36 protein-coding genes and 1 pseudogene are annotated in these 26,098 nt (G+C 56.1%); 1 reads left to right on the top strand and 36 read right to left on the bottom strand.

What is annotated here, in order from left to right:
- Position 1: 1 nt before the first annotated feature.
- From ENTCL_RS09360 to ENTCL_RS09265, 20 genes and pseudogenes are all read right to left on the bottom strand, one after another.
- On the bottom strand, positions 2 to 2,521 hold the full coding sequence (locus tag ENTCL_RS09360; protein ID WP_013365872.1) for a phage tail tape measure protein: 2,520 nt from the start codon (positions 2,519 to 2,521) through the stop codon (positions 2 to 4).
- Positions 2,505 to 2,831 (bottom strand): annotated as a pseudogene (locus ENTCL_RS09355) (phage tail assembly protein T); the annotation flags it as partial. The pseudogene ENTCL_RS09355 and the gene ENTCL_RS09360, both read right to left, overlap by 17 nt.
- Complete coding sequence (gene gpG, locus ENTCL_RS09350; protein WP_013365870.1) at positions 2,828 to 3,235, bottom strand: phage tail assembly chaperone G; 408 nt, start codon at positions 3,233 to 3,235, stop codon at positions 2,828 to 2,830. The pseudogene ENTCL_RS09355 and the gene gpG, both read right to left, overlap by 4 nt.
- 37 nt (positions 3,236 to 3,272) lie before the next feature.
- Positions 3,273 to 4,010, bottom strand: coding sequence for a phage tail protein (locus tag ENTCL_RS09345; RefSeq protein WP_013365869.1), 738 nt, complete (start codon positions 4,008 to 4,010; stop codon positions 3,273 to 3,275).
- A gap of 7 nt (positions 4,011 to 4,017) precedes the next feature.
- Positions 4,018 to 4,416 carry a phage minor tail U family protein gene (locus tag ENTCL_RS09340; protein WP_013365868.1) on the bottom strand — a complete coding sequence of 133 codons (399 nt, stop codon included), beginning with the start codon at positions 4,414 to 4,416 and terminating at the stop codon, positions 4,018 to 4,020.
- Entirely contained in the window at positions 4,413 to 4,967 is a 555-nt protein-coding gene (locus ENTCL_RS09335; protein WP_013365867.1) for a phage tail protein, read from the bottom strand. The genes ENTCL_RS09340 and ENTCL_RS09335 overlap by 4 nt, the downstream gene beginning before the upstream one ends.
- 10 nt (positions 4,968 to 4,977) lie before the next feature.
- On the bottom strand, positions 4,978 to 5,253 hold the full coding sequence (locus tag ENTCL_RS09330; RefSeq protein ID WP_013365866.1) for a DNA breaking-rejoining protein: 276 nt from the start codon (positions 5,251 to 5,253) through the stop codon (positions 4,978 to 4,980).
- On the bottom strand, positions 5,246 to 5,569 hold the full coding sequence (locus ENTCL_RS09325; RefSeq protein WP_013365865.1) for a DUF2190 family protein: 324 nt from the start codon (positions 5,567 to 5,569) through the stop codon (positions 5,246 to 5,248). The genes ENTCL_RS09330 and ENTCL_RS09325 overlap by 8 nt, the downstream gene beginning before the upstream one ends.
- An 85-nt stretch (positions 5,570 to 5,654) precedes the next feature.
- A complete protein-coding gene (locus ENTCL_RS09320) occupies positions 5,655 to 7,682 on the bottom strand; it encodes a ClpP-like prohead protease/major capsid protein fusion protein (protein WP_203415275.1) in 2,028 nt (675 codons plus the stop codon).
- Complete coding sequence (locus ENTCL_RS09315; RefSeq protein ID WP_013365863.1) at positions 7,609 to 9,117, bottom strand: phage portal protein; 1,509 nt, start codon at positions 9,115 to 9,117, stop codon at positions 7,609 to 7,611. The genes ENTCL_RS09320 and ENTCL_RS09315 overlap by 74 nt, the downstream gene beginning before the upstream one ends.
- Positions 9,114 to 9,329, bottom strand: coding sequence for a hypothetical protein (locus ENTCL_RS09310; protein WP_013365862.1), 216 nt, complete (start codon positions 9,327 to 9,329; stop codon positions 9,114 to 9,116). Before ENTCL_RS09310 ends, ENTCL_RS09315 begins: the two co-directional genes overlap by 4 nt.
- Positions 9,326 to 11,428: a phage terminase large subunit family protein gene (locus ENTCL_RS09305; RefSeq protein WP_013365861.1), complete on the bottom strand. Its 2,103-nt coding sequence runs from the start codon at positions 11,426 to 11,428 to the stop codon at positions 9,326 to 9,328. Before ENTCL_RS09305 ends, ENTCL_RS09310 begins: the two co-directional genes overlap by 4 nt.
- Positions 11,428 to 11,916 carry a DUF1441 family protein gene (locus ENTCL_RS09300; RefSeq protein WP_013365860.1) on the bottom strand — a complete coding sequence of 163 codons (489 nt, stop codon included), beginning with the start codon at positions 11,914 to 11,916 and terminating at the stop codon, positions 11,428 to 11,430. Before ENTCL_RS09300 ends, ENTCL_RS09305 begins: the two co-directional genes overlap by 1 nt.
- Positions 11,917 to 12,184: 268 nt before the next feature.
- Positions 12,185 to 12,385, bottom strand: a complete 201-nt coding sequence (locus tag ENTCL_RS09295; protein WP_044611930.1) for a hypothetical protein — start codon at positions 12,383 to 12,385, stop codon at positions 12,185 to 12,187.
- A 73-nt stretch (positions 12,386 to 12,458) separates the two neighbouring features.
- A complete protein-coding gene (locus ENTCL_RS09290; RefSeq protein ID WP_013365859.1) occupies positions 12,459 to 13,031 on the bottom strand; it encodes a hypothetical protein in 573 nt (190 codons plus the stop codon).
- Positions 13,028 to 13,513, bottom strand: a complete 486-nt coding sequence (locus ENTCL_RS09285; protein ID WP_013365858.1) for a TIGR02594 family protein — start codon at positions 13,511 to 13,513, stop codon at positions 13,028 to 13,030. Before ENTCL_RS09285 ends, ENTCL_RS09290 begins: the two co-directional genes overlap by 4 nt.
- A 14-nt stretch (positions 13,514 to 13,527) precedes the next feature.
- On the bottom strand, positions 13,528 to 13,809 hold the full coding sequence (locus ENTCL_RS09280) for a phage holin family protein (RefSeq protein ID WP_013365857.1): 282 nt from the start codon (positions 13,807 to 13,809) through the stop codon (positions 13,528 to 13,530).
- Complete coding sequence (locus ENTCL_RS09275; protein WP_013365856.1) at positions 13,796 to 14,191, bottom strand: phage holin family protein; 396 nt, start codon at positions 14,189 to 14,191, stop codon at positions 13,796 to 13,798. The genes ENTCL_RS09280 and ENTCL_RS09275 overlap by 14 nt, the downstream gene beginning before the upstream one ends.
- 159 nt (positions 14,192 to 14,350) lie before the next feature.
- Positions 14,351 to 14,614: a bacteriocin immunity protein gene (locus ENTCL_RS09270; protein WP_013365855.1), complete on the bottom strand. Its 264-nt coding sequence runs from the start codon at positions 14,612 to 14,614 to the stop codon at positions 14,351 to 14,353.
- A 21-nt stretch (positions 14,615 to 14,635) separates the two neighbouring features.
- Entirely contained in the window at positions 14,636 to 15,007 is a 372-nt protein-coding gene (locus ENTCL_RS09265) for a DUF6979 family protein (RefSeq protein ID WP_013365854.1), read from the bottom strand.
- A gap of 511 nt (positions 15,008 to 15,518) precedes the next feature.
- On the opposite strand from ENTCL_RS09265, the gene ENTCL_RS09260 reads away from it, so the two are divergent.
- Positions 15,519 to 16,070 (top strand): hypothetical protein, encoded by a 552-nt coding sequence (locus ENTCL_RS09260; protein ID WP_013365853.1) that lies wholly within the window; start codon positions 15,519 to 15,521, stop codon positions 16,068 to 16,070.
- Between the two features lie 27 nt (positions 16,071 to 16,097).
- Here ENTCL_RS09260 and ENTCL_RS09255 read toward each other — a convergent pair whose 3' ends face one another.
- The 16 genes from ENTCL_RS09255 to ENTCL_RS22895 all read right to left on the bottom strand — a co-directional run bounded on the left by ENTCL_RS09255 (position 16,098) and on the right by ENTCL_RS22895 (position 26,021).
- Positions 16,098 to 16,445, bottom strand: a complete 348-nt coding sequence (locus ENTCL_RS09255) for an antiterminator Q family protein (protein ID WP_013365852.1) — start codon at positions 16,443 to 16,445, stop codon at positions 16,098 to 16,100.
- A gap of 10 nt (positions 16,446 to 16,455) precedes the next feature.
- The gene (locus tag ENTCL_RS09250; protein ID WP_013365851.1) at positions 16,456 to 17,493 is read right to left on the bottom strand and encodes a DUF968 domain-containing protein; all 1,038 of its coding nucleotides are present in this window, start codon (positions 17,491 to 17,493) and stop codon (positions 16,456 to 16,458) included.
- On the bottom strand, positions 17,478 to 17,849 hold the full coding sequence (locus ENTCL_RS09245) for a RusA family crossover junction endodeoxyribonuclease (RefSeq protein WP_013365850.1): 372 nt from the start codon (positions 17,847 to 17,849) through the stop codon (positions 17,478 to 17,480). The genes ENTCL_RS09250 and ENTCL_RS09245 overlap by 16 nt, the downstream gene beginning before the upstream one ends.
- Positions 17,846 to 18,052 (bottom strand): hypothetical protein, encoded by a 207-nt coding sequence (locus ENTCL_RS09240; RefSeq protein WP_013365849.1) that lies wholly within the window; start codon positions 18,050 to 18,052, stop codon positions 17,846 to 17,848. The genes ENTCL_RS09245 and ENTCL_RS09240 overlap by 4 nt, the downstream gene beginning before the upstream one ends.
- 419 nt (positions 18,053 to 18,471) lie before the next feature.
- Complete coding sequence (locus ENTCL_RS09235; protein ID WP_013365847.1) at positions 18,472 to 18,705, bottom strand: DinI family protein; 234 nt, start codon at positions 18,703 to 18,705, stop codon at positions 18,472 to 18,474.
- A 720-nt stretch (positions 18,706 to 19,425) separates the two neighbouring features.
- A complete protein-coding gene (locus tag ENTCL_RS09225) occupies positions 19,426 to 21,405 on the bottom strand; it encodes a DNA cytosine methyltransferase (RefSeq protein WP_013365845.1) in 1,980 nt (659 codons plus the stop codon).
- Complete coding sequence (locus tag ENTCL_RS09220) at positions 21,402 to 21,659, bottom strand: hypothetical protein (protein WP_013365844.1); 258 nt, start codon at positions 21,657 to 21,659, stop codon at positions 21,402 to 21,404. The genes ENTCL_RS09225 and ENTCL_RS09220 overlap by 4 nt, the downstream gene beginning before the upstream one ends.
- Positions 21,659 to 21,838 (bottom strand): hypothetical protein, encoded by a 180-nt coding sequence (locus tag ENTCL_RS09215; protein WP_013365843.1) that lies wholly within the window; start codon positions 21,836 to 21,838, stop codon positions 21,659 to 21,661. The genes ENTCL_RS09220 and ENTCL_RS09215 overlap by 1 nt, the downstream gene beginning before the upstream one ends.
- Positions 21,835 to 22,488 (bottom strand): ASCH domain-containing protein, encoded by a 654-nt coding sequence (locus ENTCL_RS24140; protein ID WP_013365842.1) that lies wholly within the window; start codon positions 22,486 to 22,488, stop codon positions 21,835 to 21,837. Before ENTCL_RS24140 ends, ENTCL_RS09215 begins: the two co-directional genes overlap by 4 nt.
- Positions 22,481 to 22,834: a hypothetical protein gene (locus tag ENTCL_RS09205; protein ID WP_013365841.1), complete on the bottom strand. Its 354-nt coding sequence runs from the start codon at positions 22,832 to 22,834 to the stop codon at positions 22,481 to 22,483. The genes ENTCL_RS24140 and ENTCL_RS09205 overlap by 8 nt, the downstream gene beginning before the upstream one ends.
- On the bottom strand, positions 22,831 to 23,166 hold the full coding sequence (locus tag ENTCL_RS09200; RefSeq protein ID WP_013365840.1) for a DUF977 family protein: 336 nt from the start codon (positions 23,164 to 23,166) through the stop codon (positions 22,831 to 22,833). Before ENTCL_RS09200 ends, ENTCL_RS09205 begins: the two co-directional genes overlap by 4 nt.
- 2 nt (positions 23,167 to 23,168) lie before the next feature.
- Positions 23,169 to 23,591, bottom strand: a complete 423-nt coding sequence (locus ENTCL_RS09195) for a PerC family transcriptional regulator (protein WP_013365839.1) — start codon at positions 23,589 to 23,591, stop codon at positions 23,169 to 23,171.
- A gap of 19 nt (positions 23,592 to 23,610) precedes the next feature.
- Positions 23,611 to 24,351, bottom strand: coding sequence for an ATP-binding protein (locus tag ENTCL_RS09190; RefSeq protein WP_013365838.1), 741 nt, complete (start codon positions 24,349 to 24,351; stop codon positions 23,611 to 23,613).
- Between the two features lie 2 nt (positions 24,352 to 24,353).
- A complete protein-coding gene (locus ENTCL_RS09185) occupies positions 24,354 to 25,187 on the bottom strand; it encodes a DUF1376 domain-containing protein (RefSeq protein ID WP_013365837.1) in 834 nt (277 codons plus the stop codon).
- A 54-nt stretch (positions 25,188 to 25,241) separates the two neighbouring features.
- Entirely contained in the window at positions 25,242 to 25,796 is a 555-nt protein-coding gene (locus tag ENTCL_RS09180; protein WP_013365836.1) for a toxin YdaT family protein, read from the bottom strand.
- A 9-nt stretch (positions 25,797 to 25,805) separates the two neighbouring features.
- Positions 25,806 to 26,021, bottom strand: coding sequence for a helix-turn-helix domain-containing protein (locus ENTCL_RS22895; RefSeq protein WP_013365835.1), 216 nt, complete (start codon positions 26,019 to 26,021; stop codon positions 25,806 to 25,808).
- Positions 26,022 to 26,098: the final 77 nt, after the last annotated feature.

The raw sequence follows: 26,098 nt of genomic DNA, 5'->3' as shown, positions 1-26,098 counted from the left end.
GTTACCTCTGTTTGCTCGCGTTCCAGATGATGCCGCCAGGACGGGTTTCCCGGGTGATGCCGTCCCGGACAGAGCGATCAATCACCTGCTGGTACGCCTTGCTGAGTGCATCGCCGTTCGCCTGCGCCTTCCCGTCGTCGTTCTGGCCGGTGGTGACCGACACCGGGGCGTAGACGCTGATCCCCATCGGAGATACCACGCCGCCGCTACCGCTGCCGCCGACCAGCCCTCCCGTCGCATAGCCGCGCATCATCCGGTACAGATTACCAACGCCGATCCGGCTGGTTGCCTCTTTGGTAAAGACAAATTCGCCGCGGTGTACCACGCCGGCAGGCTCGTATTTCCCGCCCGAACCGGTATATCCGCCGGAGGCAAAACCGAGCCAGGAGGAGGCGGAATCCACCAGACCCACCATTGCCTGCTTCATCATGATTTGGGTCAGCATGGAAAGCGTCGATCGGGTAAAGTCCGCCCAGTTGGCCTTCCCGGTGGTCAGCATGTCCGCCATGTTCTGGCCGATACCGTCAAAGGTACTGGCCGCAAAGGATTTCATCTGCCCGTAGGCATCACCGGCGGCTTCCGAATACTCTGCCCAGGCGGATTTTGCCCCTGCCTGCCAGTCCCCCCGCAGGCGGTCCTGCCCGGCATAGTAGTTTTTCAGCGCCGCCAGCTCGTTCTGGTAGCCCTGATCCGCATCAGTGCCCCCGGCATTCATCCAGCCCTGCCGCAGCTGCGCCTCTTCATTCTGTCGCTGGGCAGCGCGGCTGCTCAGGCTGCCCCCTGCCACCAGCGCCCGGGTCTTCTCGCTGATTTGGGTCACGTACTTTTGCGAGGTGTCCTGCAGGCGGTTGAGCCGCTCCTGCGCCACAATCTGATCGCCGAGCCGGGCATTCACTTCCGCCCGCGCCAGCACCTCGTTTTTGTTCGCCAGCAGCGACTGTTCATCGCTGGTCAGGGCACGCTTTTTGGCGGCCTCTTCCAGCACAGAGAAACGGGACTGCTGTTTCCACAGCTCCTGCCGCTGCTGGCTGATGGTATCGGTGAGGCTTTTATGCTCCCGGAGCGTACGCAGTTGCGCTTCCAGCTCCAGTGTCTGCGCGCTGGCGGTGTCCATGGACCGGACACCTGCCGGCGTTTTCACCGCCGGGGCCTTGTGCAGCTTCTTCAGGGAGTCTTCATACTCCTTTTTCGCGGCAGACAGGTTGATGTTGTAGTCTGCCTGAAGGATGCGTCCCTCCTTCAGCGCCCTGTTCAGCTCGTTCTGGCGGGCGGTGTACTTCTCCAGCGCAGACTGGGTTCTGGCGTAGTTCGACTGTGCCTGGGCGGCATATTTCTGGCGGTCAGATTCTGCCACCGCCTCCCTGGCAGCGCTCTCTTCCCGGGCTTTTGCGATCCCCGCCTGTTGCTGCGCCATGTCGAGCGCCAGCCGCGCCGTCTCGCGGTCATTCCAGAAGCGGGCACGGGCCTCGTCGTTAACGTAGCGATCGCCCTTACGCAGGTTCCAGATTTCATCCGCGCGCTTAAAAGCAGCCTGGGCTTTACCCACAATCTCCTGCGTGGTGTCCGGGCGCCCGATATCCAGCGCCGCATCCCACATCGATTTAAATGCGCGCTTCAGCGAGTCGGCCGCTGACTCAATGGTTCCCATGTTGTCGCGCAGGCTTTTCGTCTGCTCACGAAAACCACGGGTGGCCGCATCGTTTGCCGCCTGCAGCGCGCCCGCTTCATCACCGGAGCGCTGCAGCTGCGCCACATACGCAATCTGCTCCGCCGTCACGTTATGAAACTGCTGCGCCATCGCAATCAGGCCGGAGGTCGGATCGTTCGTCAGCCTGCCGAATGCCGCGGCAACCTTATCCAGCGGCACACCGGACGCATCGGTAAACTTCGCCACCGCCTGGCTCATATCGTCGAAACGGGCGCCGGCACGCACACCGGCATTCACCAGCTCCGTAAGCGCATCACTGGTCTGGCCAAAGGTGAGCCCGGCCTGTTCACCGGATTTCGCCAGCACCAGCATCCGGTTTGCCGTCAGCCCGGCGGTATTGCCGGACAGGACCAGCGTTTTGTTAAACCCGGAGAGCGTGGTGGAGCCCTGATACCAGGCGTACACCATGGCGCCGGTTGCTGCTGACAGCGCGCCGATCCCCACCATTACCGGTGATATTGTGCCCAGCAGCGCGCGGAACGTCGGGATAATACCGCCGAAAGAGTCTTTGACCTGTCCGCCCTGCTGAAGCAGGATGAGCCAGGGGCTCTGGCCACCCGCCAGCTGCGTGGCAATGTCCGTAAACTGCGCCGGGAGCATCCGCATCGCGGCGTTGTACTGACCAATCGAGATCCCGGCCTTTCTGGCAGCCGTTTCCTGGCGGGTAAAAGACTGCTGAACCTTCAGCGCGGCATCGTTGGCCGCATCACCGGCTTGTCCGAACTGCCGCTTAACATGGGCAATCTGCTCGTTAAACTTTGACGCGTTGACATCAAGGTTAACGACCAGGTCACCCACTGCCGTCTGGGCCATAGCGCATGCCTCCTGATAATCCTGCCGCTTTCGCCATCAGCATAGTGTCGTCCGGCGCCTCATCGTCGGAGGTGTCGGTGTCGCGGGACAAAAGGCTGAACGTGGCGGGGGTAAGCTGCGGATCACGGTTAAATAAAGACGCGATCATGTAGAGGACAGAGGAAAAGTGGATATCCAGCAGCGCGTCCTGAAAATAGTTGTCCTGGTAGAAGTTTCGCCAGTCGGCATACTCCGTGGAAGACATGCCAGCAAGCATGGCGCGCCAGTCCGGTCGTCCGAACTCCCGGGCCAGTCTCAGGACGAAGGTCAGCTCACTGGCGAGGACTTTTCCGCGCTGACGGGCTCCGCAGGCTCAGCGTCAGCGGTCAGGTCGTCCGTCACTGGCTGAACCATACCGGAGAGCAATTTTACGCTGTACTCGGCGGCGGAAATCGCCTCGAGCGGCCAGGTACTCATCACTTCAGACTGAATCAGCGCCACCTCTTCTGCCGCGGTTTTTGCCGTTCCCTTCTGCTCATGCCCGTGCCATAACGACATGGCAACAAGCAGCGCGCCAGTGGTGACGGTCATGCTGACGGCCTTTTGCATATCCGCATCCTCAATGCTTTCGAGTGATTTCAGGTACTCAAGGTGCTCAATACGCTGCAGGGCTGACAGCTGATACAGCGTGACGGACACGCCGTTATATTCAAACGGTTCGTTTTTCAGAAACATGGAGGTACTCCGGGAAACGGGGCCGAAGCCCCGGGGATCAGGAAACGGTGACTTTGCAGGTCGCCACAAACTGGCCATCGTTGGTCATCACAATGATATCGGCGGTGCCCGCGGCAACGCCGGTGACCGTCAGCACGCTGCCTGCAGCAGCCACGGTGGCTTTTGCCGGGTCCGACGTTGCCACGCGGAAGGATTTATCCGATGCGCTGGCAGGCGCCACGGTGACATTCAGTGTGGCCGTGGCCCCGATCGCGACGGCAGCGGTCGACTTGTCGAGGCTGACGCCGGACACGGCAATCACCGGCGCATTGTTGGCTTCAGCGAGACCCGGCTTACCGTTATTGTTGATTTTGACCGAACGGGTGATGGTATCTTTCGCCGTGACGGTTTTGCCCAGGCTGCTGACCCAGCCACGGAACAGGTCAACCGCGTTGTTCGGATATTTGATTTTGTAGACCAGTACCGTGCCATCATCGAACCAGCGCACCAGATCCTGCTGGCCGCTTTCCGCTGGTTTCCACGCGAGGGTAAAACTGGCTTCACCGGCCGATTTCTGCCCCTGCGACGTTGACGTCCAGTCGGCATCCTCGTCATCCAGGTAGGTGTCATCGTTCGATTCTGCCGTCAGCTCACCGGGCTGCAGATCCTTAATTTTCGCCAGGCGCGTCCAGTCCACATCCGAGGTCGGGTCAGCGAAGGGGTTGCCCGAACCAGAGTAAATCCAGAGCGTGGTGGTGGCGCCTTTTACCGGCTCCAGAGGGTTGGGTGTCGTCATTGTGTCCTCACATTATATAGCTGATGGAATAGCTCAGATCGGCAGAGCCCCATGTCATCGCTTCATCATCGCGCTGATAGTCATAGCCCTGCGCGGTCATCTTTTCGATAAGCCCCTGCAGCTCCGGAATATCCCCCATCGCCGGGTAAACACGGTCCTCCATCCAGGTATCCAGCGCGGAATCCGGCGCGGCTGCTTTAAGGAAAACCTCCACATGCAATGTCGCGGTCCATTCATCTTCATCAACAAGCTCTGCTGACGCGCGGGCATCTGAGAGGTATACCGCAACGGCAGGAAGATCCTGTTCATCAAGAAAACCAGGCCGGCCATCAAAAAAAGTGGCTGGATCGCTGATATTGCGTTTCAGCGCGGCCAGTACCGCACTGCGTATATCGCTGTGTTTCATCGGGTAAGAATTATCCTCAGTTGGTTGGCAAGGTTCTGCCGCAGGACAACCGGCATTCGTTCATCCATGAGCGCCGGCAGCTCAGCCCGGAATGCTTCGGTAAGAGGGATCGCCAGCGGAATGCTGACCACCTCGATGGGGTACCGACTTTTACTGGTACGCCGCAGAACATGCCAGCGTCCGTTAGCCAGTTGCCGGATAAAGGCACCGGGAAAACGAAAACGGCCGACCTGCAGGACACTGTTCGCGCCGGATTTATCCCGCCTGCGACGGGATAACCGGAGACTGGCCGGGCCCAGTTTGATAGCCGGGAGATTGCCACGGTTAACCCGGATGAGCGCCCGGGGTTTGCTGACGGTTGCCCGACGGATCCGGGCTCGCTGCTTGACCAGCTTTCGGGGGACACGGGTGGACTTTGCCACAACAGATACGCTGCGGTTCACGGCCTCTCCGGCAACACGGTTAACCGCCTGCGCAGAAGCGCGGGGAACGGCTGTTTTGCTGATGCTGTTCAGGTTGGCAATAGCCTGCTCCAGCCCTTTAATCGACATAACACCTCCGCTATTCGATGAAGATACGCGGCTTGCCGTTAAACCTCTCATGGCGGGTCAGTGTAAAGTTTTCACCGTCGTACTCCACCACATCAGTGCGCCGGGGCTGATAGCCGGCGGTAAAGACCACCAGCGAACGCCCGGTACCCGAAAGCGGCCCCATCTCCTCGAGAAGCTCGGCAGGAACCACATCAACCTGCTGGCCATTAATGATGGCGACCTTTCCCATCTTCCTGATGGTGGCCGCATCCATGCGGCTGGCAATACGGTCAAACGGATTAGCCATTGATTTTCACTTCAACGACAGAGGTGTTTGCGCCAGCATCTTCCCAGGCAACCCCCGCCGCATCTGCCCCTGTGGTATCAAGCTGGATCTTGCCGCCTTTGATATAAACCTGTTTCCCGGCCGTAATCACGTCTGCCGGCAGTTTGGGGAGCAGGAAAACCCCGTCGGTAGCGCCATCCCCGGTTTGCCCGGCGGGAATATCTGTGATCGCCACGGCCAGCACTTTTCCGACCATGACCGGGTCGCCACTGTGAATGTCGGCAGCATCCGCAACCAGCGCGATGGTTTTACCGTCCTGAACAAAATTCTTTGCCATAACTTCAGTCTCCGTTCAGCCCCTTATGGGGCTGATTTCAGGTATAAAAAAAGCCCTTACGGGCGGGGTAACACTACGGGAGCGATTACTGCCCCGTGGATTTGGTCAGGCCGCGGTAATCCAGCGGTGCCACGCCCGCATCAATACGTACTTTGGTGGCAATACCGTCAGTGGTGAAACCTTCCTGCTGGTCGATATACGGCGTATCGACGCCATTCAGGTACGCCACCTCGATGGTGTCGGTCCCCTGTGCCGCGGTGAGATACCAGGCTTTGGCGTCCGCCTCATCCAGGCGGGACTCCGCGATAACTTCGGCAAAGTTCTGGATCGGGTTAACAATACCTGCGTTGATATCGGCACCTTTCACACTGGCCGATTTGATGGTCTGATTTGCCAGGGTTTCCAGCGCCACCGGCACCAGCATGAAGGCCGGGCGAATGTTCAGGGAGCGCTCACCCTCTTTCTGCAGACGCATCAGCTTGCGGGCATCATCCAGGCTGCTGACAGAAATGGCCCCGCTGGACAGGTTCCGGTGATCCGCGTGGAACAGCGCTTTACCGTCGGAGAGTTTCGGGTTTTTGGTCAACACGGCGTAGACCAGGTCACCGATGGTACCCTTGGCGGCACGCCCCATTTTCATGGGAACATCGGTCAGCTGGTTCAGGTCATCGTTGATGATGGCCTGGCGGGTGATGGAGAAGATTTCCCCGTACGTCGCCAGCGCGATGGTTTCACCTTTGTCGCCGGTGGTGATGTACTTGTACTCTGCCCCCTCGCGAACCTGACGCAGCGCCGGGAATCCGCCCATACCAACGCGATGCGCGGTCTTGAAGTCGGACAACTGGCCTTTCTTGGTCCAGCGCTGGAAGGTTTCCTCAGCCTCATCCCAGCCCTGCAGCAGCGCCTTGTTCGCCACATCCAGCAGGATATTGCCGAAATCGGAAGTACTGTGCGTAAGCGCCAGCCCCACCATCTGCATCGGGTTATAGCTGGAGACTCCAATGCCGCGTTCGGTCAGCGCCATGCGGGCATATTCACGCAGAGTCATCCCGTTGTAGACGTTATCGCGCTCCTGATTTTCAAACCCGGCGCGCGCCATCAGCGCCTGACGGATACCGTCACTGGCAAAGTTACCGTTACCGGCATAGATATGCGCCTGAGTGGACTTATCTGATGGCGTTGAGTTTTTACCCAGCGCTTCCAGTAGCGCGTCTTTCGCCTGCGCTACGGAGCATTCCGGATCGGCAATGCACTTGTTCTGTAACTCGTGATGTTTGCCACCGAACATGGCAAAGAGATCGTTAATCGCGCTGACGCGGACTTTCTGCTCTGCCAGAATCTGCGCGCGCAGTGCTGAGTCATCCACCACCGGATCCGGAAGGGTGTTTTGCGGCTGCGGCTTCTGCGGATCACGCTGAGTGGTGTTGCGCGGCGGGGTGACCATATTACGAATGCTGTTTGGCATCTTCTCAAATTCCTCAATACGTTTCGAATGGATACAGGCCATCGCCTGCAGGGAGGGAGTAACCTGGTCGGCAAAACCCAGGGCGAGACATTCCGCGCCATCCATCCAGGTTTCGTCTTCCAGCATGGCGGCAATATCCTCGGTGGATTTCCCCGTTTTGTCCGCGTAGGCAGGGATCAGGACGGATTCCACCTTATCCAGCAGATCGGCATAATCGCGCATGTCGTTGGCGTCACCGCCAGCGAATCCCCACGGCTTGTGAATCATCATCATGGTGTTTTCCGGCATGATGACCGGGTTACCCACCATGGCGATAACCGACGCCATGGAGGCGGCCAGACCGTCAATATGGACGGTGATAGCGGCGCCGTGGTGCTTCAGGGCATTAAAAATGGCGATGCCGTCGAAGACATCGCCACCGGGCGAGTTGATATGAAGGTTTATGTGGGTCACGTCACCCAGCGCCTTCAGATCGTTCACGAACTGGCGGGCGGTGACGCCCCAGTAACCGATTTCGTCGTAGATGTAGATGTCCGCTTCGTTGTCGGCGCTGGCCTGCATACGGAACCAGGAGTTATTTTTTACGCTGGCTTTCGGGCGGTGGTGCGCCCGGTTCTTTAGCTTCGGCACTGGTGCCTCCTTTATCATTGGCAGGGTCGGTATCGAACACCAGCCCCAGTTCACGGTTTTCATCGATCTCAGCCTTCCGGCGTGCTTTCACATCATCCGGGTTGCGGCCACTGGCGCGGACCCAGTCAGATTCCGTCGCCGCACCGCCACGGATCTGGCATTTCCATGCATTGGCCTCTTTAACCGGATCAATCCATGGCATCACCGGCCCTGAATACACTGCGGTGTAAAGCGAATCCATATCCAGCCCACGGGGTAACTTAATCCCGCCAGAAGTGATCAACATCTTCAGGAACGCGCGGTACATCGGGCGCGTCACGGCGCCAATAAACCAGTCCTGGAGAATGAGATAACCGTCGGTGGATTCCACCAGCTCCTGGCGCTGCGCGCTGTAGGTACCGTTGTAATTCCGGGCGGTACTGGAAAAGCTCAGGCGGCTGCCCGCCGCGACCGCCCGCAGCTGGCCGTTGCGGAAGGTTTCGAGGTTGGGGTTAGGACGGTCGGACTTCACCATCCCGATTTCTTCGCCGGGCTTCAGGTCGTCATAGATAATGCCGGGTTGTATCGTGACCTCCCGGTCATCCTCTTCCTTCCCGCTGCCATCGGTGTCGTAACTCTGGCCATCGCCCTTTTTGATATACATGCCGAGCGCGGCAGCAATCCGGGCCGCCGTCAGCTCTGCATCTTCATACTCTTTCAGCGCGCTGAGCCGCATCAGGACACCGGACAACATTGAAACACCGCGGGTCTGGTGCAGACGGCGGACAAACTTCAGATGCAGCATGTTTTCCGCATCGATCTCTTTCGTCTCCATCTGCCTGCCAGCCACCGGCAGGCTTTTACACACCTGATATTTCTTCGGCTTGCCCCAGTCATCGACAAACACCCCCTGATTAAGCTTGAGGGAGGGATCACTGTTCATGGGGACAAAATCCGGTTCGAGTGCTTCCAGCCAGAAAGGAACACCGGCGGAAGGCGTGAGCCCGTTTCCGGTGCCATTGACTAACTGCGCAAACACCTCACCATCCCGCAGCCAGGTACGCAGCATCAGGCGCTCCAGCATCGGACGGGTAAACTGGCTGGTGACCTCCGGCCGGACAGACCACTCGCCCCATTTTTTACGGATGTCATCAGCGAGTTTTTTGGCGATCCTGCCGTTGGTCAGTTTCGGGTGCGGCTCGACAATAATCCCGTTTTTACCGACAACACGCTCCTCCAGTTTGTCAAAGACTCCAATCACCAGATCGTGGTTATTATCCAGCCAGCGGGCCTGCTCACGCAGGGAGACCGCCCCCATCTGACTGAGCTGGTCACCAGAGCGGTTTTCACGGCGCCCTTTATGCGTCCGGGTGGTCTTCACCGCCTCATACGCCTGAATCATCGCCCGGGAGCGCAGACGGGCTGCTTTCCAGCCGGGGGAAAGCACGCCGATCGCATCATCTAACAGTGTCATGGAAACCTCGCCAGTCGGTAACCCGGTCGCCCGCGGCGCCGGTTAAGGAGGGATGAAAGCCGCCCCTCCCATTCCTGCCGCCCTTTGCGGATTTCGGAGAGGTTCTCCATCGTCATTTCCTGCCCGTTAAAACGGATGGTCTTGCCGTCGAGCACCGCCATTTCCGCTTCGGTATAGCGCTGGATCATGGTTTCAATATCGCTTTGGTTCACAACCAGCCTCCGGAGGTGGTCCAGGGATTATTGTCATCGGTTACGGGCTTTTTCCGCTTCCGTTTTTTAGCCGGTACCTGCTCTGGTACCGGGGATGTCGTTTCGCCAGTTTCCGCCGGCGTGTTCTCCAGCCACGTCTCCCGCCGCGCCCATTCAGGCGCATCCGGCCATTTGATTTTCTCGTAACCGTGGAGGATGGCGAGCGCATCGGCGTAGACCAGCAGGTCAAAGGCTTCGTTGGCACCGCGCCCGGGTTTACTCCATTTCCCATCGACAGATCGCTCCTCATAGGTCAGTTCGTCGTAAAACCAGCTGCCCAGCCATGCCGGAAAATGCACATAACCAGGACCGGGTGAATCGCGCCACAGCGAGTTATTCACACGGTCTTTTAAGGCATCGGTCTGGAGAAGGAAGAGAGGAACATCACCGGCCGCCTGAGCCCGGCGACTGGAGCGCCCCGTATTGTCCGGGAAGGTTCGGTTAATCAGTTTGCCGCGCCGGACGCTGTCCCCTTTGAAGAGATAGATGCGCTTACCCAGCCCTTCACGGCGGCAGCGGCGCCAGAATTTATACGCGTTGTCGGTAACACCGTCCTCACCGCCGGAGTCGACCGCCAGCGCCATCAGGCGCATGCACTTTGCCGGATCAGAGGCCAGCGACCAGCCCTTGCTGAAAACGTCAGTCAGCAGCAAATCCCAGTCTTCCGGGTAGCTGGCAGGATCGACCGGCAGGCTCTCGCCATTTTCGTCGTAGCGCATGGACTGGCGGATGTTGTAGCGATCCACCAGCCAGCGTTCCCCCATACTGCCGTATCCGGTCACCTGAACCACAAAACGACGGTTGCGCCCGGCCTGCACATCCACGGTCGCCGTCAGGAAACAGACGCCGTCCGGAACGGTACGTTTTGGCACCTCTTCAGCGCGCTGCTCCAGCAACTCACTTTTGCGCTGCTCCATGCCCGCCCGGGGAAGATAGGGTCGCCCGAAGTCGGTGTTCACCACCGTTTTTAACGTTTCTTCGCTGCCGGTTGCTTCGTAATCCTGCTCAGCCGTGAGAAATTTATAGATGAGCTGCGCCCAGGTCTGGTATGCCGCCGCCGGACCTTCCATCCAGAACGAGGCAATACGCGAACGTCTCCCTTCCCCGCTGACGACGCCGCTTCGGTCAATCGTCTGACCATCGCGGAGCCAGACGCCCTTTATGTTGAGGGCGCGCTTCTGGTCAGCCGTGATTTTCCCCTTGCAGGAAGGACACTGTAAAAATGCCGCTTCGCTGGCCTGCACCGGATCGGCGACATCCCGGTAGCCGGTCATGTTGTCCATTTCCGGCTGGAAATGCTCGCCGCAGTGTGGACAGGGCCAGTACAGCCGCCGTCGGTCGCCACGGTTGTACAGCGCCAGGATGCCGGTTGTCGGCGGGGCTTCATGCGGCGTGCTGCGCCGCCATTTGGTATCCCGGATATCGCGGCCCGGTGAACTCTCCACCAGCGTCATCCCCGAGGACATAAACGTGGTGGTTCGTTTGGACGCAAGGGAAAAACCATCCCCTTCACCGTCGATATCTTCGGGGAAACGATCGTAATCCGTCAGCGCCACGCACTTGTAATCCGAGGAGGACATAATATTGACGGAGGGCCAGCCGATTTTCAGGTAGTTGCCCGCGCGAAAGGTACGATCGAAGACGTTGTTATCATTACGGCGCGGACTCAGCCGGGTTTTCACCTCAGGGCTGCAGCGGAAGGTACGATCAAGACGCTTTTTGGAGTGCTCACGCGCTTTCTCTTCCGTCATCTGGATGAGCAGCATATCCGCCGGATCACAGACGACGTTGTAAACTATCCAGCCATCAATCAGGCCGATGGTTTTACCCGTTCGCGCCGGACCGACAAACACCACAGCATCATATTCACGCGATGCCAGGCAGTTCATGGGCTCCAGCACATAAGGCGCAAGGTCAGGGTCCCACGGTACCGAGTTGCCCGCCCCCATCGGCACACGCATATAAGTGCTGACCGCATCGGCCACCTGCATACGACGCGGGGCACGTAAAATACCGGATACATCGCGGCGGATGCCCCTGGCAGATGCCCGCTTTGCCATCAGTCCTCCTCTGGCTCTTCCTCCTCTGCTTCAGCGTCCCGTACCTTCTCCGCCATCTGGTCACGCAAATCGTCAATAACGCTCTGAACACGGGCAACCGCAGAAGGCGTCAGCGCACAGTCGCGCTCCAGTACATCAGGAAGGGTTTCAAGTACCATGACGACGGCTTTCGCCATCAGTGAGAATTCCCTGGCCACATCTTCCGCAGGGATGAGTTGCTTCGTGTCCAGTTCGTGCTTTAACTTTTCATTCTCAGCTTTCCAGTGCGCCAGCCTGTCGGGTGGCGACATATCTTCGAGGTTCACTGAAACCGAGGGGATCATCAGCTCGGCGAGAATGTCGGTAACGAGATAGAGCTTTAACTTGCTGTTACTGCCTGACGCCGGATCGATGTTTTTCAGCCGGGCGGCGACAGTTTGCCGGTGCACGCCCGTGATCCCCGCCAGCTGATTGATATTCAGTTTGAGAGAGGCAATTTCCTGGTCCATGATGGTGAACACTTTTTAAACGATTCGACATCCGCACGAAATCGCCTCTAATGAGATCAATAACCTGCGCACATGATGATGATGACCTTAGATCGCAAAAACTAGCCGTTTTCCGCGCGCCCGCCGCCCCGTGGCAGCCTGCCCCGTCGGGAGGACCCGTTAATAATAATGATTACCATTTATCATGCGGGTTTATATCATTCAGATTTTTGAAATAAAACGACCCCGCAATGCGAGGCCATTTATTAAATAATGTCAAAAGCAGGTATTAGTCTTTTTTAATTACAACTTCTTGTGGTCTCATCTGTTGGATTGCACGGCAGATACAGTATGGAATAACAGCCCAGGCAACGCCCATTGCCGCACCTGCGGCCTGTTGCGGAGCACTAACAGCTCCGAAAACAAAGACAATACCTTGCGCAAACCCGATGATGCTGCAGATTAAACTAATTACCCAGAGAAACTTCATTCTAAAAACTCCATTTTCAAATAGGGATCTTAGGATAATTCCTAGAAATGAATAGTAAAGCTTAATTCTCGGGTTAATAACTCCTTGAGTTCGACGATACTCTGACTTTCTCTATTTCACGGATACCCGCAAAATTGTTGTTCCCCTTCTCCAGTTCAACGAGAAGAGGCTCTATCCAAAGTACCGCCTGGCAGTACGTCAGCCCGCTGGCGGCAGCGGTATCAGCATCGGCTGTGTCAGCGAGGCTGGTATCGGCGTGCATTGCGCTGGCGCGTAAACGGTATGTGTGCGAGAGCAGCCCGTCAGCAATAGCAGCAGGAACAGGCAAATCGCAGGTTTTTTCACGGCGGAGGATCTCCCGGTATTCGATAACAGTTTTTTCTGCGCTGGCGTCTGCTGCTGCGTTTGCCTGTGCGGCCAGCTGCGCGACCTGGTTGAAGCGGTTTATGTTAAAAACCTGCGTGGCAATAACCTGCCCCTGCAGCGCATTGTCATTACGCAGAACATCGTTATCGCTCTGCGCTGCGCTCAGGTTCGCGCGGCTGTTTACCAGCAGGAGGCAGAGTACGGCGATACAAATCAGGCCACCTGCAGCCAGCCACCAGCGCCAGTTATTTTTGAACAATGCAGCCAGCGTGGTGATCATGACTCGGCCACCGAGCGCGCCCCGGTCATTACCGGCAGTTCCCGGCTATCACGGAGCTCATTAACAGGCCAGCGATATCCCGACACGCGCGAGCGCGGGAATGCGCGAATGTTGATAGCGTCGGACTGATTACCGCCCAATACCATCAGGTCGCCGTTTTGCTGCTGTCCAACAGCAAATCCGACATGGCCGCCGCCGTCGCGACTGAATACCACAACACAGCCGTAGGCAGGCTCGCGAAGTTCGACGCCCCAGTTGAGGTAAGATTTTGCCGATTCAAAGCGGGTAGACTTAATACCGACACGTTCGAGCATTGCGCCAACATAGGCGGCACACCAAGGCGTTTCGTCATCTTTAATCCCGCCTCGCTTGATATCTTTCCAGAACTGGAGAATTAACGGGTTATGGCGCGGACCTTTGATTTCCATCTGCCCCATATATTTGCGGCCTTCAACCAGCCAGCGCGGTTCGTTCTGTTGCATCAGTGCCACCTTTTTTAATGCCGAAGCATATCGATGAGACGCGCCATGTTGCCCCGTACCCAGAGCACCGCGGCGCATATAAACAGGTTGCCAAGCACCACCAGCCAGTGCGATTCGTGGTACAGGCCAAACAGGAAGCGGAAAGGTACGAAGGCGTAAACCAGAATGGTCAGATACGCCAGAAAGGAAACGCCTGGGCGGTGCCTGGCGCCGCGGCGCTGGTAGAACATCAGGACAATTACGATAACGGCGCAGATAATGACGTTCGCCAGCGTTGCCGGATCACTTACTACCATTTGAACCTCCTCCCCGCAGGCGGGAGAGCATACCGAACAGGCTGTTCAGATCCTGACTGTTCAGAAACGTCAGCACTTTGATGATCAGCGCTGATATCAGAACGGCGCCCAGTGCATCCAGAGGTCTGTCGGTATAACCGAGCCAGGTGCTGAGCTTCGCGCCCAGCAGGCCAGCCCCCAGCACACCGACAATAAACGACGTCAGAAAGTAAGCTGCCAGCCGTCGGCGAGTCAGGTTCGCCGTGGTCGCCACGTAGAACACAGCCCCGGCGAACGCGCCAAAGACCACACCGAAATCGGTTTGCGTCAGGATGCCGTACAGAGTTGCGCCCAGCAGGCCGCCACCCAGCACGACGCCAGTGCCAGTTACAGGATCGGACATTAAGCCCCCTCATTATTGCTGTGGGTCCTCTCAGAATTGAGGGGATTGGGATCAAGCGTTCGGGCTCTTGTGTCAAAGTTGAGTAGTTAGTGATACCCGAAGCCTGAAAATGAAAAAGGCTCCCGGTTGGGAGCCTTTGGCATGTACCATCGTTGTGACTTAGCTAGCTTTAAAACCGGGTTTACCGTTAGCTGCGCGCCACTCTTTTACTTCTTGAACAATCCCTTCAGGACTATCTTCGCGATCATCACGCGGATAAAAGATCAAGTCTGAACCGTCAGGATGCTCTGTCAGTCGTTCGAACGCTTTGACAAGAGTTTCGTCTTCTTTTTCAGTTCGTTCATCAAAGTTGCAAAGTTCAGTGACAAAAGCCAAAAACTCCAACTCGGTGAAATCGCTAATGCCGCTTTTTCTATTAGCCATAGAATTACTCAATCCAAAACTTCACGGTTTTTTCAGAACACCATGTTCATTCAACGCAAACACAATATCGTATGCTCCCTGCTTGTCCACATACTCAAGCTGTGATGAAAGCTCTTGTTTACTTATGGTTGGTCTCGCAAGAACGGCATCAGCCGCATCCAACGCCCGCCTCCTCAACACTCCCTCGTGCTTTGCTGAAGGATCTGCATAAACATCCTTCAAATACCCCGCATAGGCTAGGCCTAAAAAAGTGTTTCTTGGGCATCCTTTCTTTTGAGAGGTTTTGGAATTCGTGACCGTTACAACGGCTTGATTCCATGCTTCGGGTGGATCCATACATTCCTGAACAATCAGGCTATGAGCTTTTAGGGCTGTTTTTGCGTAGTTATTCATGCGTCCCTCCATTGAACAATGGTGGGAATATTAGCAGGTTAAGAAACAGAACAATGTGATCACGCAAAATCTCAAAGAGTTTTCTGTAGATTCAGGATGAACTCCGGCCAGATGCCCAAGGAGCATCACCTGATACCGAGGCTAAAATCTGTCGCCGCTATAGGTCGCGCAGCGCACCATCTCATTTTTAGGCTACTTACGCGTTAAACCGGGAGCCAGCCGTAACTCAGTGATGCTTTACGCCACCTTTCCCTCACTACGTCGCCGTGGGAACCCGACTGGATTAACGCCGTTGTCACGCTGCCTGAACTCAATCAGGCATCCAATATGCGGTCTGTCCGTTTATCGGGTCATAGTTGCATCCTCCAGAAAGCAAAAAACCACCGAAGTGAGGTTAGTTTGTTGTTTAAGTTTGTGTCTCAGTGACCACACTTAGCAGGTTACGATAAATTTTGCGTACGCGTTAGTAATTTTGATAAAATACATAAAACCACTAACCAAGGCTATGTAAATGATTGAGTTTATTAAATATATCACCCCTTTTCTAATTTTTGCTTTAGGTATTTATTCATCTCCATTCATTGAGGGTTTGAAAGAAAAAAGGAATATAAAAAATAAAATTAAAAATATTTTCGTGGAAATAAATGACGAGTACGATATACTTATAAAGTCCATTCAAACCACAAACAAAAGCATTATATCCCGCACTGGAAAACCCAAAAATTATTCATATTTATCACTCCCAATGACTCTAAATCTTAAAATAATGGCATCAAGCATCGATGATATCTACTCTCATATAGACAAAGATACGAGAAAAGCATTCAAAGTACTTTTGTTATGTCAGAACTTAATCAATGAGCACTATTCTGAAATTGCAACCATTTTTAAAGAGGATAATATCCTGTGCCTTGCAAAAGAGAAAGCCATGCTAAAATCAATGCTATCGGCATATTATTTACTAAATGAACTAAAAAGTCATCAAAAATTCAAGTATCCAGTGCAAACCAACGAAGAGTTGTGGATGATTTCGGCGAAATCCTTGAAAATAAAATTACAGTAAAAGCGCCATTAATGGCGCTTTACCTAGTTAGTTGCTAAATACACTTAGACATCCATCAATAAAACCCATCGCCATTTGCAATTCTTTTCTGATGGTGCCATCTGAACACTTACGCTTTTTTGCTATCGCCCGAAGCGAGATACCAATAACAAAGTGAGCAATAATCAGCTCATACTCTTCTGGTTTATATTTCTTAAATCGAGCTACACAACTGTCTATCATTATCCCTTCGTCATCGTCGCACTGAAAACGTGTTTTTTTTCCATGTGGCAGTAACCCTTTAAATCCCGCAGCTATGGGCTGCCAGTCTACTCCACTACTTTCAGCCGCTGCCCATGCCCCCCACATATCCATAACTTCGTACATATCCCGCATTTGGTTCTCCTTATGCCAGCACGCCAAGCGCAAAGGCCCGGTCCAGCAGTTGAATGATTAATACAGGCTGCAGGCCGAATTCCTGCTCAAACTTAATCCGGTCGTGATGCAGCTGGTCGTGGTGCCTGCGGCACAGCGGCAGCGTGAAAATATCGTGTGCTTTGGTGGCGGTACCGCCCTGCCCCCAGCCAATGAGGTGATGGGGATCGTCCGACGGCTTACCGCAGCACACGCAGGGCTGGATCTTGACCCATTTGATGAAGGCCGGGTTCGTCCAGCGGATGCGCTTAGGGCGGGCAAAAAAGGTGGCCGGCGCTTCTGGCTCGACGGCAACATCCACCAGCGGCTGCCCGAGGGGTTGTTCCTGCCAGTCAGGCTCCGCACTGTACCCGTCCAGCCTGTTCTCCAGAATGCTGGTGGCCGGTAACGCTGGCACGATATCGCTTTCACGGTACACCGTGGGTTCAGGTTCTGACGGCAGTCGCAGAGCGCGCTGCGCCATTTCTTCGGTGATGGCCCCGGCGATACCGGCTGATACCGCCCACCAGCAGAGCTCCGCGACGGAAAGCTCCCGTTCGCGGTTATAGCCCAGCGACGCAAGGACGGTATCAATCACCCAGGCGATGACGTTCTCGCGGGCCAGTTCGGCCAGTTGTTCGGTCGTCTGCTGTCGCAGCTCGTTATCGCAGTGCCAGCAGACCGCCAGCGCACCGGGCGGGTGTCGCATCGTAACCAGTTCGTGATGGTGATAACTGGCGTGCGGGTACTGGCAGATGTCCGTCCTCAGTAACAGCCAGTGCTCCAGCGCGGCCAGACCACCAGCGGCACGAATAACGCGCTCATCGGTGAAGAAGGGTCGAAGGAGGTGATCTTCCGCCAGCGGCTGCCGGGCATCAGGAATGCGCCCGGACGGCAGGTGGGCCATATTCGCCGGGGCTTCTTCCACCAACACCCGGCCCTGGGCGAAAACCCCCATCAGATCGTTGCCGGGCTTCAGCAGCACAATGCCCATCTGTCTGGCGATCTCAGGTCTCAGCAGCAGACGCATGGGCAAGCCTCCCGGATGATAATCTGTCCTGTCTGCCCCCAGACCTTTGACACGCGCCCGTCCCAGATATGGCTGTCCTCGCCGAAGATGGCGTCCAGCAGCGCCTTTTCCAGGTTATCCTTGTCCGGACGTTGCTGGTGCGGCTTCCCGTCGTAGTCAGCGCGCTTCTTCCTGCTCCAGCTCGGCGGCATGGGTAGTACGAAAATAACGTGGTAGCCGCTGGCGGGCAACGTGATGTTGTTCAGCCGGACCTCGTCGCAGAACGCACGGTAACGGAGAACCTCCGGCCGTTTCTTCCATTTGTCTGCCCGGGTCTGCCGCGGTTTGCCCAGCGGCGTGATGTTGTAGGTCGTCATACATCACCCCAGCAGCGATGCTGCCAGCGTTTGCTTTGCCGCGGTGATTTGCCGGATTCAGGAAGGAATGCGCTCACCGTCCAGTGGATAAGGTCGGTATCCAGGCTTTTCTCGGTGCGTACGTTATTTTCACGATAGCGCGCCACCAGCTCGTCGGCTTCTTCTGTGGTGAGATTGTCCTGCAGGAACCAGCTTTTCTTCATTTGCCACCCCGGAAGGATTCAGGCAAAAAGAAATCGCTGGCGCCGGATAACGTCAGTGTGTGGAATTTTTGGATTTGATTTTGCGCCATGGTATCTCCCAGTGGCGCAGCAGGTGTAGGTTGTTCAGGCCTACGACGGAAGTCTAACAGAATTCCCGGTAACCCGGTAACCTGCCCTTTCAAGCATCTGTGTGAAGAGTGTTGGCGTGCCCACTATCTCATCGTCCTTTAGTGGCGTGAACGACACAATATCGCCGCGCCGGTACATAAGCGCGCGCTCACATTCAGGAAATGAGTGCAGTCTGGCAACGATAACCCCATCGTGACACCTGATGACCGCATAGCCCTTTTTTGGTAATTCTTCTTGTTTTTGCACCACGGTTCCCCTTCTGAACACCGGAAAAATGCACTGCACAGCAATTAGTAGAACCAGTCGTCAGCGCTTTCCCACGTCTCCTGAAGGATGCTCTCTACTGCCTTTTTGTCATCTGTTCCGGCACCGATGACTGTCAGCCCGTCGGCGCTGGCGCGCCTGATGGTAATGCTGCAGTCATCAAAGCGGTTGCCAAGACGTTTTAACAACTCTTTCTCCAGCGCCGGTACAGCCCCATCAGGAAGATTCTTAGTCCGATCAATGGTTAACTCGACCTTCATGTTTCCCTCCAAATCGATATACTGTATGAATATACAGTTACATTATTAACCCTTCAACTGCTGATTGCAATCGGTTTAAGAGCACGTTTTGTTAACTGATTCTGTATAAATTTCTGCAAAAGCCCGCCGGAGCGGGCTTCATATGATTAGCAGGTTTATATATGCGGTCCTCACGCAGAAATTGCAGTGGAAATGTGATGACTTATGTTCTCGCTAACGCCAAAACCAACTGCTTAACATTTTTTGGATATACACTATCGTCTGCTGAACTGGTGAAATGCGGCTCTTGCATAGTTGCAAATATGTCATAACGAACCGCTCTTGCACTGAGCGTTGTCAGTTGTTCAGGTTGAAACTGGAAGCAGGGATTCTGCTAAATCCAAGAACAAAACTGTTGGGGGGTACGATGATATCCAAGAGAAAAATTACAGACATAATCATTAATTTCATACATGGTTGGAATGAGGCATTTCATGAGTCCTTCGAGCAAAAAGTAAGACAGGGATATAGTAAAATGTTCCCCAATGGCACCGAAACACTCGAAAATGCCAATCAGACTATGAAGGGAATGAGAGAGTTTTATCATTCACGAATGGTAGCTACTACCTCAATTCTGTTGACAATATCCTCATTTTTTGTGTCTATCGTGGCGCTTTTTGTGGCGATTATTGCGTTGTTTGTTGGGGGGAACTAGCCCCCCTTGTATCAGGGGGACTAGTATTAAGCTGCCTCAACTTGCACTGTACATAACTCTGGTAAATTAGCTCTTACCAACGCTTCGGCGAACTGTGGCGGTACTGCATTACCGCAGCGTGCCACCTGCTTATCTTTCGCGTAGCGCTTTCCGGTATAGTCCTGGTCGATGATGTACCACTCAGGGAAACCCTGCGCGCGATACAGCTCACGCGGCTGCAGCATACGCATCCCGATATCCACAATACGGTATGTCACGCCGTCGATCTCAACAATCCCGGTACAATCTTCGCCACAATACTTTCTCAGGAATTCGACGACCTGCTGCGCGCGCTCTTCGTCGTAGCTCACGGCCGCGAGCGTATTCTGCACTTCCCCGACATGCTGGCCACCAGCAGTGATGGTCGGCATTGGCTCATCCACGCGCTGCCCGTCGCGGCACGTTCCGCGCAGCTTGACCAGATGAGAGGCAACAACAGCATGGTGATCGACCGTCGTCACGGAGTGTGCTGGCTCATCCAGACCCACGCCCGGGCCCGTATAATTCCCGCCGTAGTGCTTCGCCAGGAATGCGCTCACCGTTGCAAACTTATTGCCACCAGCGGTAACGGTACCCAGCGGGTTATTAAGTTGCAGCACCCGCGGCTCCTGCCCGGGTCGCTCGCCGTAGCCCATCTGGATCAGCGTCGGTGTCACCAGCTGCGATTTACCGCCACCGCCCGCAGTGATCGTTGCGCTGGGTTCGTCTGCCCGGTGGCCGATACTGGCGCCGAACTGGCGGGCAATCACTGGAGCAACCACGCAGGCGCGGGATTGCTTCAGGATAGTGTGGGCAGGCTTATTCAGCGCGCGCGGCTTCGCCTGGTATTCGCTACCGCCGTTACCTGCCAGGAATGGTGTCAGCGCCGCCTCAACAACGCCGAGGGCATGACCATTCCCGCCCGGGCGCGCCGATGTGCCGGCGGTCACCGTAGGAACCGGTTCGGTAACGGGCTGCCCAGTTGCGCCGGTACGGAATTTAGTCAGGTGAGGTACCGCTATCGCGTAGCCGTGGGTTTTAGTGATGGTCTGCAGCGGTGCGCCCAGCTCCTGACCACGAAAACAGTCATAGTTACCTTTCGTCGTGGTGTGGTTACATTTCACGATGAACGGCGAGGCGCTCTCGATGACAAACCGCTGGATGCCGCGCGCGATACGCTTCAGGGTATTTTCTGCCAGCGGCTTCTTCCGCCCGAAAATGGAAGGGGCCGGTATTGACCAGTCGATACACTCAGCAGCTGTACGCCACGGCACCCGTTTACCAGCCATGACTGCGGCTGATTTAGGGTCACCGTGCGTAGGTTCCGGCCACACTATCGGCTTCCCGTCGCAGCGCATCACCATGAAAAAACGTTTGCGGATCGTCGGCGTACCGTGGTCGCATGCCCGCAGCTCTCGGTACTCGACGACATAGCCCAGCCCCCTGACCAGCCGCGCAGCATCATCACTATCAAGCGGGATGCCCAGAAACTCGCAGCACTCCGCCAGCGCGGGATGATCCGCCGGGATGCCAGTAGTCAGCATGCCGATGAAAGCCTGGAAGGTTTCGCCAGAGCGAGCCGGATCAGGCCTCATCTCCCCTGCAAGCAGCGGCCCCCACGTTTTGAACTCTTCGACGTTCTCCAGCTTCATTACCCGCGGTTTGACATCCAGCCCCCAGCGCAGCACAACCCAGGCCAGACCGCGAATCGCTTTCTCTACAGGCTTCGCCCCCTTCGCTTTCGAGAAATGACGGCAATCCGGCGAGAACCACGCCAGCGCCACAGGACGGCCGGCGGTCGCGACGCGCGGGTCGATATCGAAAACATCCTCGCAGTAGTGAAGCGTTTCCGGGTGGTTGGTGGTGTGCATCGCCACGGCGTTCTGGTCGTGGTTGATAGCGATGTCCACGCTGCGGCCGATGGCCATCTCAATGCCGGTACTGGCGCCGCCGCCACCAGCAAAATTATCAACGATGATTTCTCTCACTCGTATTTCTCCATGGCGTGGGCCAGCGACCAGGCTGCGGTGATAACTGCCGGAACAGGCATTCTTTCCAGCAACATGCGGTTGATGTGGTGCTTAAGTCGGCGCTGGTGGTGCGCCGGGAGATCCCCGGCGCGCTCTACCTGCGAAAAGACCATGCCGATCTCGGCGGGCCATACCGTTTCCGGTACATCCACCAGCAGCATTTTTTCCAGCTCAATGATGCGGCTGGTGGCGTATTGCAGCAGAGCCTCCATCACCTCACCTCCTGCTCATCAGCTTTCCGGCGCTGCTGAAGCTCGCGCAGGGCACAAATAATTTGGTCATACTCCCGCGCGTTACCCTCCCAGCCCTGATGTCGGCAGCGGTTGGCGCACAGCTGCATTTCTTCGGCAAGGCCGTTCAACTCTTCTTCTGTCAGGTTGTTATTGGTCATGCTTCACCACCTTGAATTCGTTTGAACTCGATAACCCACACCCACGGGTTAGCCTGCCAGGACTCTTCGCCGTAAATGGACTTCCACAGCGTCACGAAAGAACCGCGGGCGCTCAACTGGTGTTGCGTCCACTCCGGCTGGTAGTGTTTCCAGTAACCACCGCGCAGTTGTGCCACACCTTCCGCCTGCGCGTCTGCCTCGCTGATATCGTTCAGCCGCTCCACGCGCACGTCGGAGACTTCCAGCAGGATGCGGCTGGCACGGCGCGGCATGTGAATGGAAGGAGTCCATTTACCGCTGACAGGCTGTCCATTGGCTGTTGCGCGGTAGTCAGGAGAATAACTCCCGTCCTCAGCATCGATACTTTCCGGTGTCCACGTCTCCCGTACCCAGATGCGATCGCCGGGCTTACCGTGAGGGCAGTGCGCCGGGTATGTCCGATCGTTCCAACACGCTCCGCCCCTAGAACGGAGAACGTACCCGCGGTCCGGAGCGCCGTTGCAGTAATACCCCAACCCGAGGCCAATGGAGTTGAGGTCTAAACCTGGTTCCCTCGGCTTAAACTTCACAGGTCGCCGCGTCTGCGTCTTCCTGCCGTCCAGCAGCGCGCGCACCATTTCAGAGTTAAAAATCATCCCGCGCTCAATCATTCCAGGCCTCCAGCTCGTTCTGAATTTCCTCGTCGATTTCATCGTTGGTGGCTTCTTCGTTCAGATAGTCCAACGCCTCTTTGCGGTATTGCTCCCGGCGTTCGCGGTACCAGGCGGAAAACCCGGGAGTCCAACCGTTCTGATCTCCCACCTCAGAGAAAAAATCATGCATCGCGTTGTTGTAGGCCAGGTTGTCAACCATGCAGTCAGCGGTGGTCAGCGCGGCATCGCGGATGTACCCGCGCAGATCGCGTTTACGCCACCACGGGCTCACTTTGGAGTCACACAGCCCTTTAAATTCGACGGTCCAGCGGCGTATGCACCGCCCGTTAAGTGTCTTGCTCATAGCCCCGCTCCGTACAAACTGAACACACGCCCCATTACAGGGCTTTTGCTGAAATCCTGCTTTGTGGCTGCTGCCGTGGGTGACCGCCGGTAGCTGTAGCGCTGCAGGTCAAAGTCGATAATCGCGCGCTGGTCGCGGAACAACCCGAGGCGACCATGGCGAACCACTTCGCCGCCGGTAGCTGCTTCGCGGAAATACTTTTCCGTCGTGCCGCGGTTAAGCCCCAGAATGGCGGATGCCTGCTTCACCGTCAGGCGGCCATGCTGCCGGGTAAGTTCGATGATTCGCCCGATACAGGCAGATTTCTGTTCCGGTGTTTTTGGTCTGGCCATCGTCACCACCTCCGTGCCGTTCTCAGGCAGGCGTCACGGCGCTGCGAGATACGCAGGACTTCATGCGCATTGCAGGCCAGTCCGAGGATGTCGGTGTAAACCGTCGCCGCACGGCGCCAGAGCCCGCGGGATTCGAGTTCACGCGCGATGCGTTCGGCACTCTCGATGCGCGCCGGGTCCGGCTTATCCAGCATGAAGGGCAGCACCACGTCGGGAATGTCTGCGCCGGGCACCGCGGTGTAGGTGTACTGCGTGCCGTTGTGCTCACGGATAACTGTTCCACTGTTCGTCAGCTTGCGCAGAAAGTTTCCGGCGGAGCTGGAAGTGATATCCAGCGCCTCGCAGACATCCTGCAGGACGCAGCCAGGTATGTGGCGGACAACCACCGCCACCTGGTCAATCTGGTTGATTCGTTCACTGGTCATTGGTCAAAACTCGCTGTTGTTACTTCACGACCCGTAAGTGGGTCACGTTCTTGCGGTAACTGCTCCAGGTGAAATTCACCCAGATACCGCCGTCCATCGTCAGGCGATCCATCACGCGTTCGCCGAGCGTTTTTGTTAACTCCTGGTGATTCAGGTTTGTCAGCACCCCCACTGGTTTCATTGCCGCCAGGCGGCGGTCGATAATCTGGTTCAGTAACACCCACTCCCCGCGGGTTTCCCGCTGCACGCCGACTTCATCCAGCACCAGCAGGTCAACGCGACACAGGTCGTCCAGCAGCGCCGCCTCTGACTTGCCGCCGTCATAGCATTCACGAATACGCAGCATCAGGTCAGGAACGGTGACAACCAGCACGCTATGCCCGCGCTGCAGCAGGTAGTTGCCGACGGCCGCCGCCAGATGATTTTTCCCGGTGCCGCAGCCACCGCTGAACACAAAGCTGGCAAAGCCGTTGCCGAAGTTCTGCGCATAGCTTTTGGCGAGGGAAAGCGCCTGCTTCTGACCGTCATTGCCCACCTGGTAGCTGTTGAACGTACAGTTCCGGTGCAAATCGCAGATGCCGGACCGTCCGAGGATTTTCTGCGCGCGGGAAAGCCGGTTTTCCTTCTCGACCTCTTCGGCCCGTTTCAGCCCTTCCTGGCGCTGCCACTCCATCAGCTCGCTGGCGCTGCGGAATCTGGGCTGAGTACCGGCGGGCATCAGCTTCTGCAGGCGAACAAACAGTTCTGTCGTCGATTTCATGGTTACCCCCTGAACCCTGGCGGGATCGTTGAGTCAGGTTGAGAAATACCCATCGCTGCTGGTTTGCGTTGCGACGGTATCTGCTGGCGTACCCGGGATGTTCTCAGGCTCTGTGCGAAGGTCTGCTCCCATTGCATCTGGTGCTTCACCCTCCCCTCGCAGCTCCAGTAATCTCGGAACTGCTGAAGTTCTTCGGCGGTATAGCCCGGCTCGTCGCCGAGGTTTATTCCCCAGAGCGTCGCCTGGCGGGTGAAGTCGGTTCCCGGTAGCCAGTCAGGAGTGATCGAAAATTTGCCCATGGGTGCGAGATAGTCCGTGTCCGGGTTATCCACTGGCGGAGTATCGTCAGTAGCGCGCGTATCTCTCTCTGGGTTTAGATCTTTTATATCTGTATCTGTATCTGTATCTGTATCTTTATTAGTTGGATTCCCGTCGGTGTTCTGTTGCAGCGGACGATTAACGACCGTTGAACACCCGTTGTAATCCCGTTCAGGTTGCGTTGATTTTTTTGCTTTTCTGGCCCGTGCAGAGGCTTTTCCCGCGGCAGACTTTTGTTCAAGGGAAGACCTTACCCCTTCCAGATCCCTCTCAATCCGCTCATGCACCCAGTCGGTGCCGTTATCGTTGAAAAATTCTCTCAACGAAGATTCAACGGCATTCCAACGGTCGTTACTCATCCGTGCAATTTTCGCCAGACGGTTTTTCGGTATTGCTCTCCCTGTCTGCCAGTAATTGAACATCAGCAGCAGGTAAGCTCCATGTTCCTCAGTAGACAGATGCATGGTGTCCGCCAGATAGTCAGCAATGTAGAGTTGCATGTAAGGCAGCGCTGCCATGGTTACTCCTCTCCCCTGTAAGCAGGGAAATAATGGTCGTTGGTCAAAACTCGATTAAAAACACTGAGGCGCCACGGCGCCGATACTTGCCAGTAGCGGCCCGGCAGCATCAGCGGGCAGCAGGTTAAAAAGGGCAATTGCTGCTTCTCTAATCTCCTTCTCCAGCTTCTGCAGCGGCGCGCCGAGCAGCTTCGCCTGATGCGCTTCGCCACACTCCTTAACCGCACTGGCCACCAGCTCGGATTCCGTCATCCCCTGCTTCAGTCCGTGCTTTCTGGCGATCTCAATCGGCATTGCCTCGGCGATCGCAGCCGACAGCTGCATGACGTAGCCGGTGTATTTGTCCGTGTTGTTTTCGTTCTTCAGGTAGCGGAAAAGGTTCTGCTTGTTGACAGTGATCCCCCGCCCGCCCAGGACACGCCATTGCTCGGCCACCAGCAGGGCAATCTTTTCCTGCGCCTGACCGGGTATGCTGGTCTCCCACTCGCGAACGGCATCATGGATAGCGCGGCGACGTATTGAATCCCGGCGGCGCGGTGCATTCTGATTTTGTGTTTTCAGGGGAATAGCTTTCCGCTGACTATGCTGACTTGCAGTGATTGATTGCATCTCAACCCCTTACTCATGGTTCTGGTCTGATGGGAAGACGCTATCCAAACTGCAATCAGCGCCAAGCATGTTCAGTGTTTCGACAATTTGCCTGCATTCAGATAGCCCGGGTTGTCTTAGATTGGACTCGTAATTTGAGAGGCGGGAACGTCCCCAACCGAGGGTCTGAGCAAACTTAGATTGAGATAGGCCTAGCTTCTGTCGCTCAACGGCAATGTTGTTCACGTCAGTTCTCCTGAATTAAGTGTTGGCATAATTTAGTCACGATATGTGTCCATTGTCAACCTCAAAACGTGATCATT

The organism is [Enterobacter] lignolyticus SCF1 (genome assembly GCF_000164865.1).
GTDB classification, from domain to species: Bacteria; Pseudomonadota; Gammaproteobacteria; order Enterobacterales; family Enterobacteriaceae; genus Enterobacter_B; species Enterobacter_B lignolyticus.
This window is presented reverse-complemented; position numbering and strand designations above follow the sequence as displayed.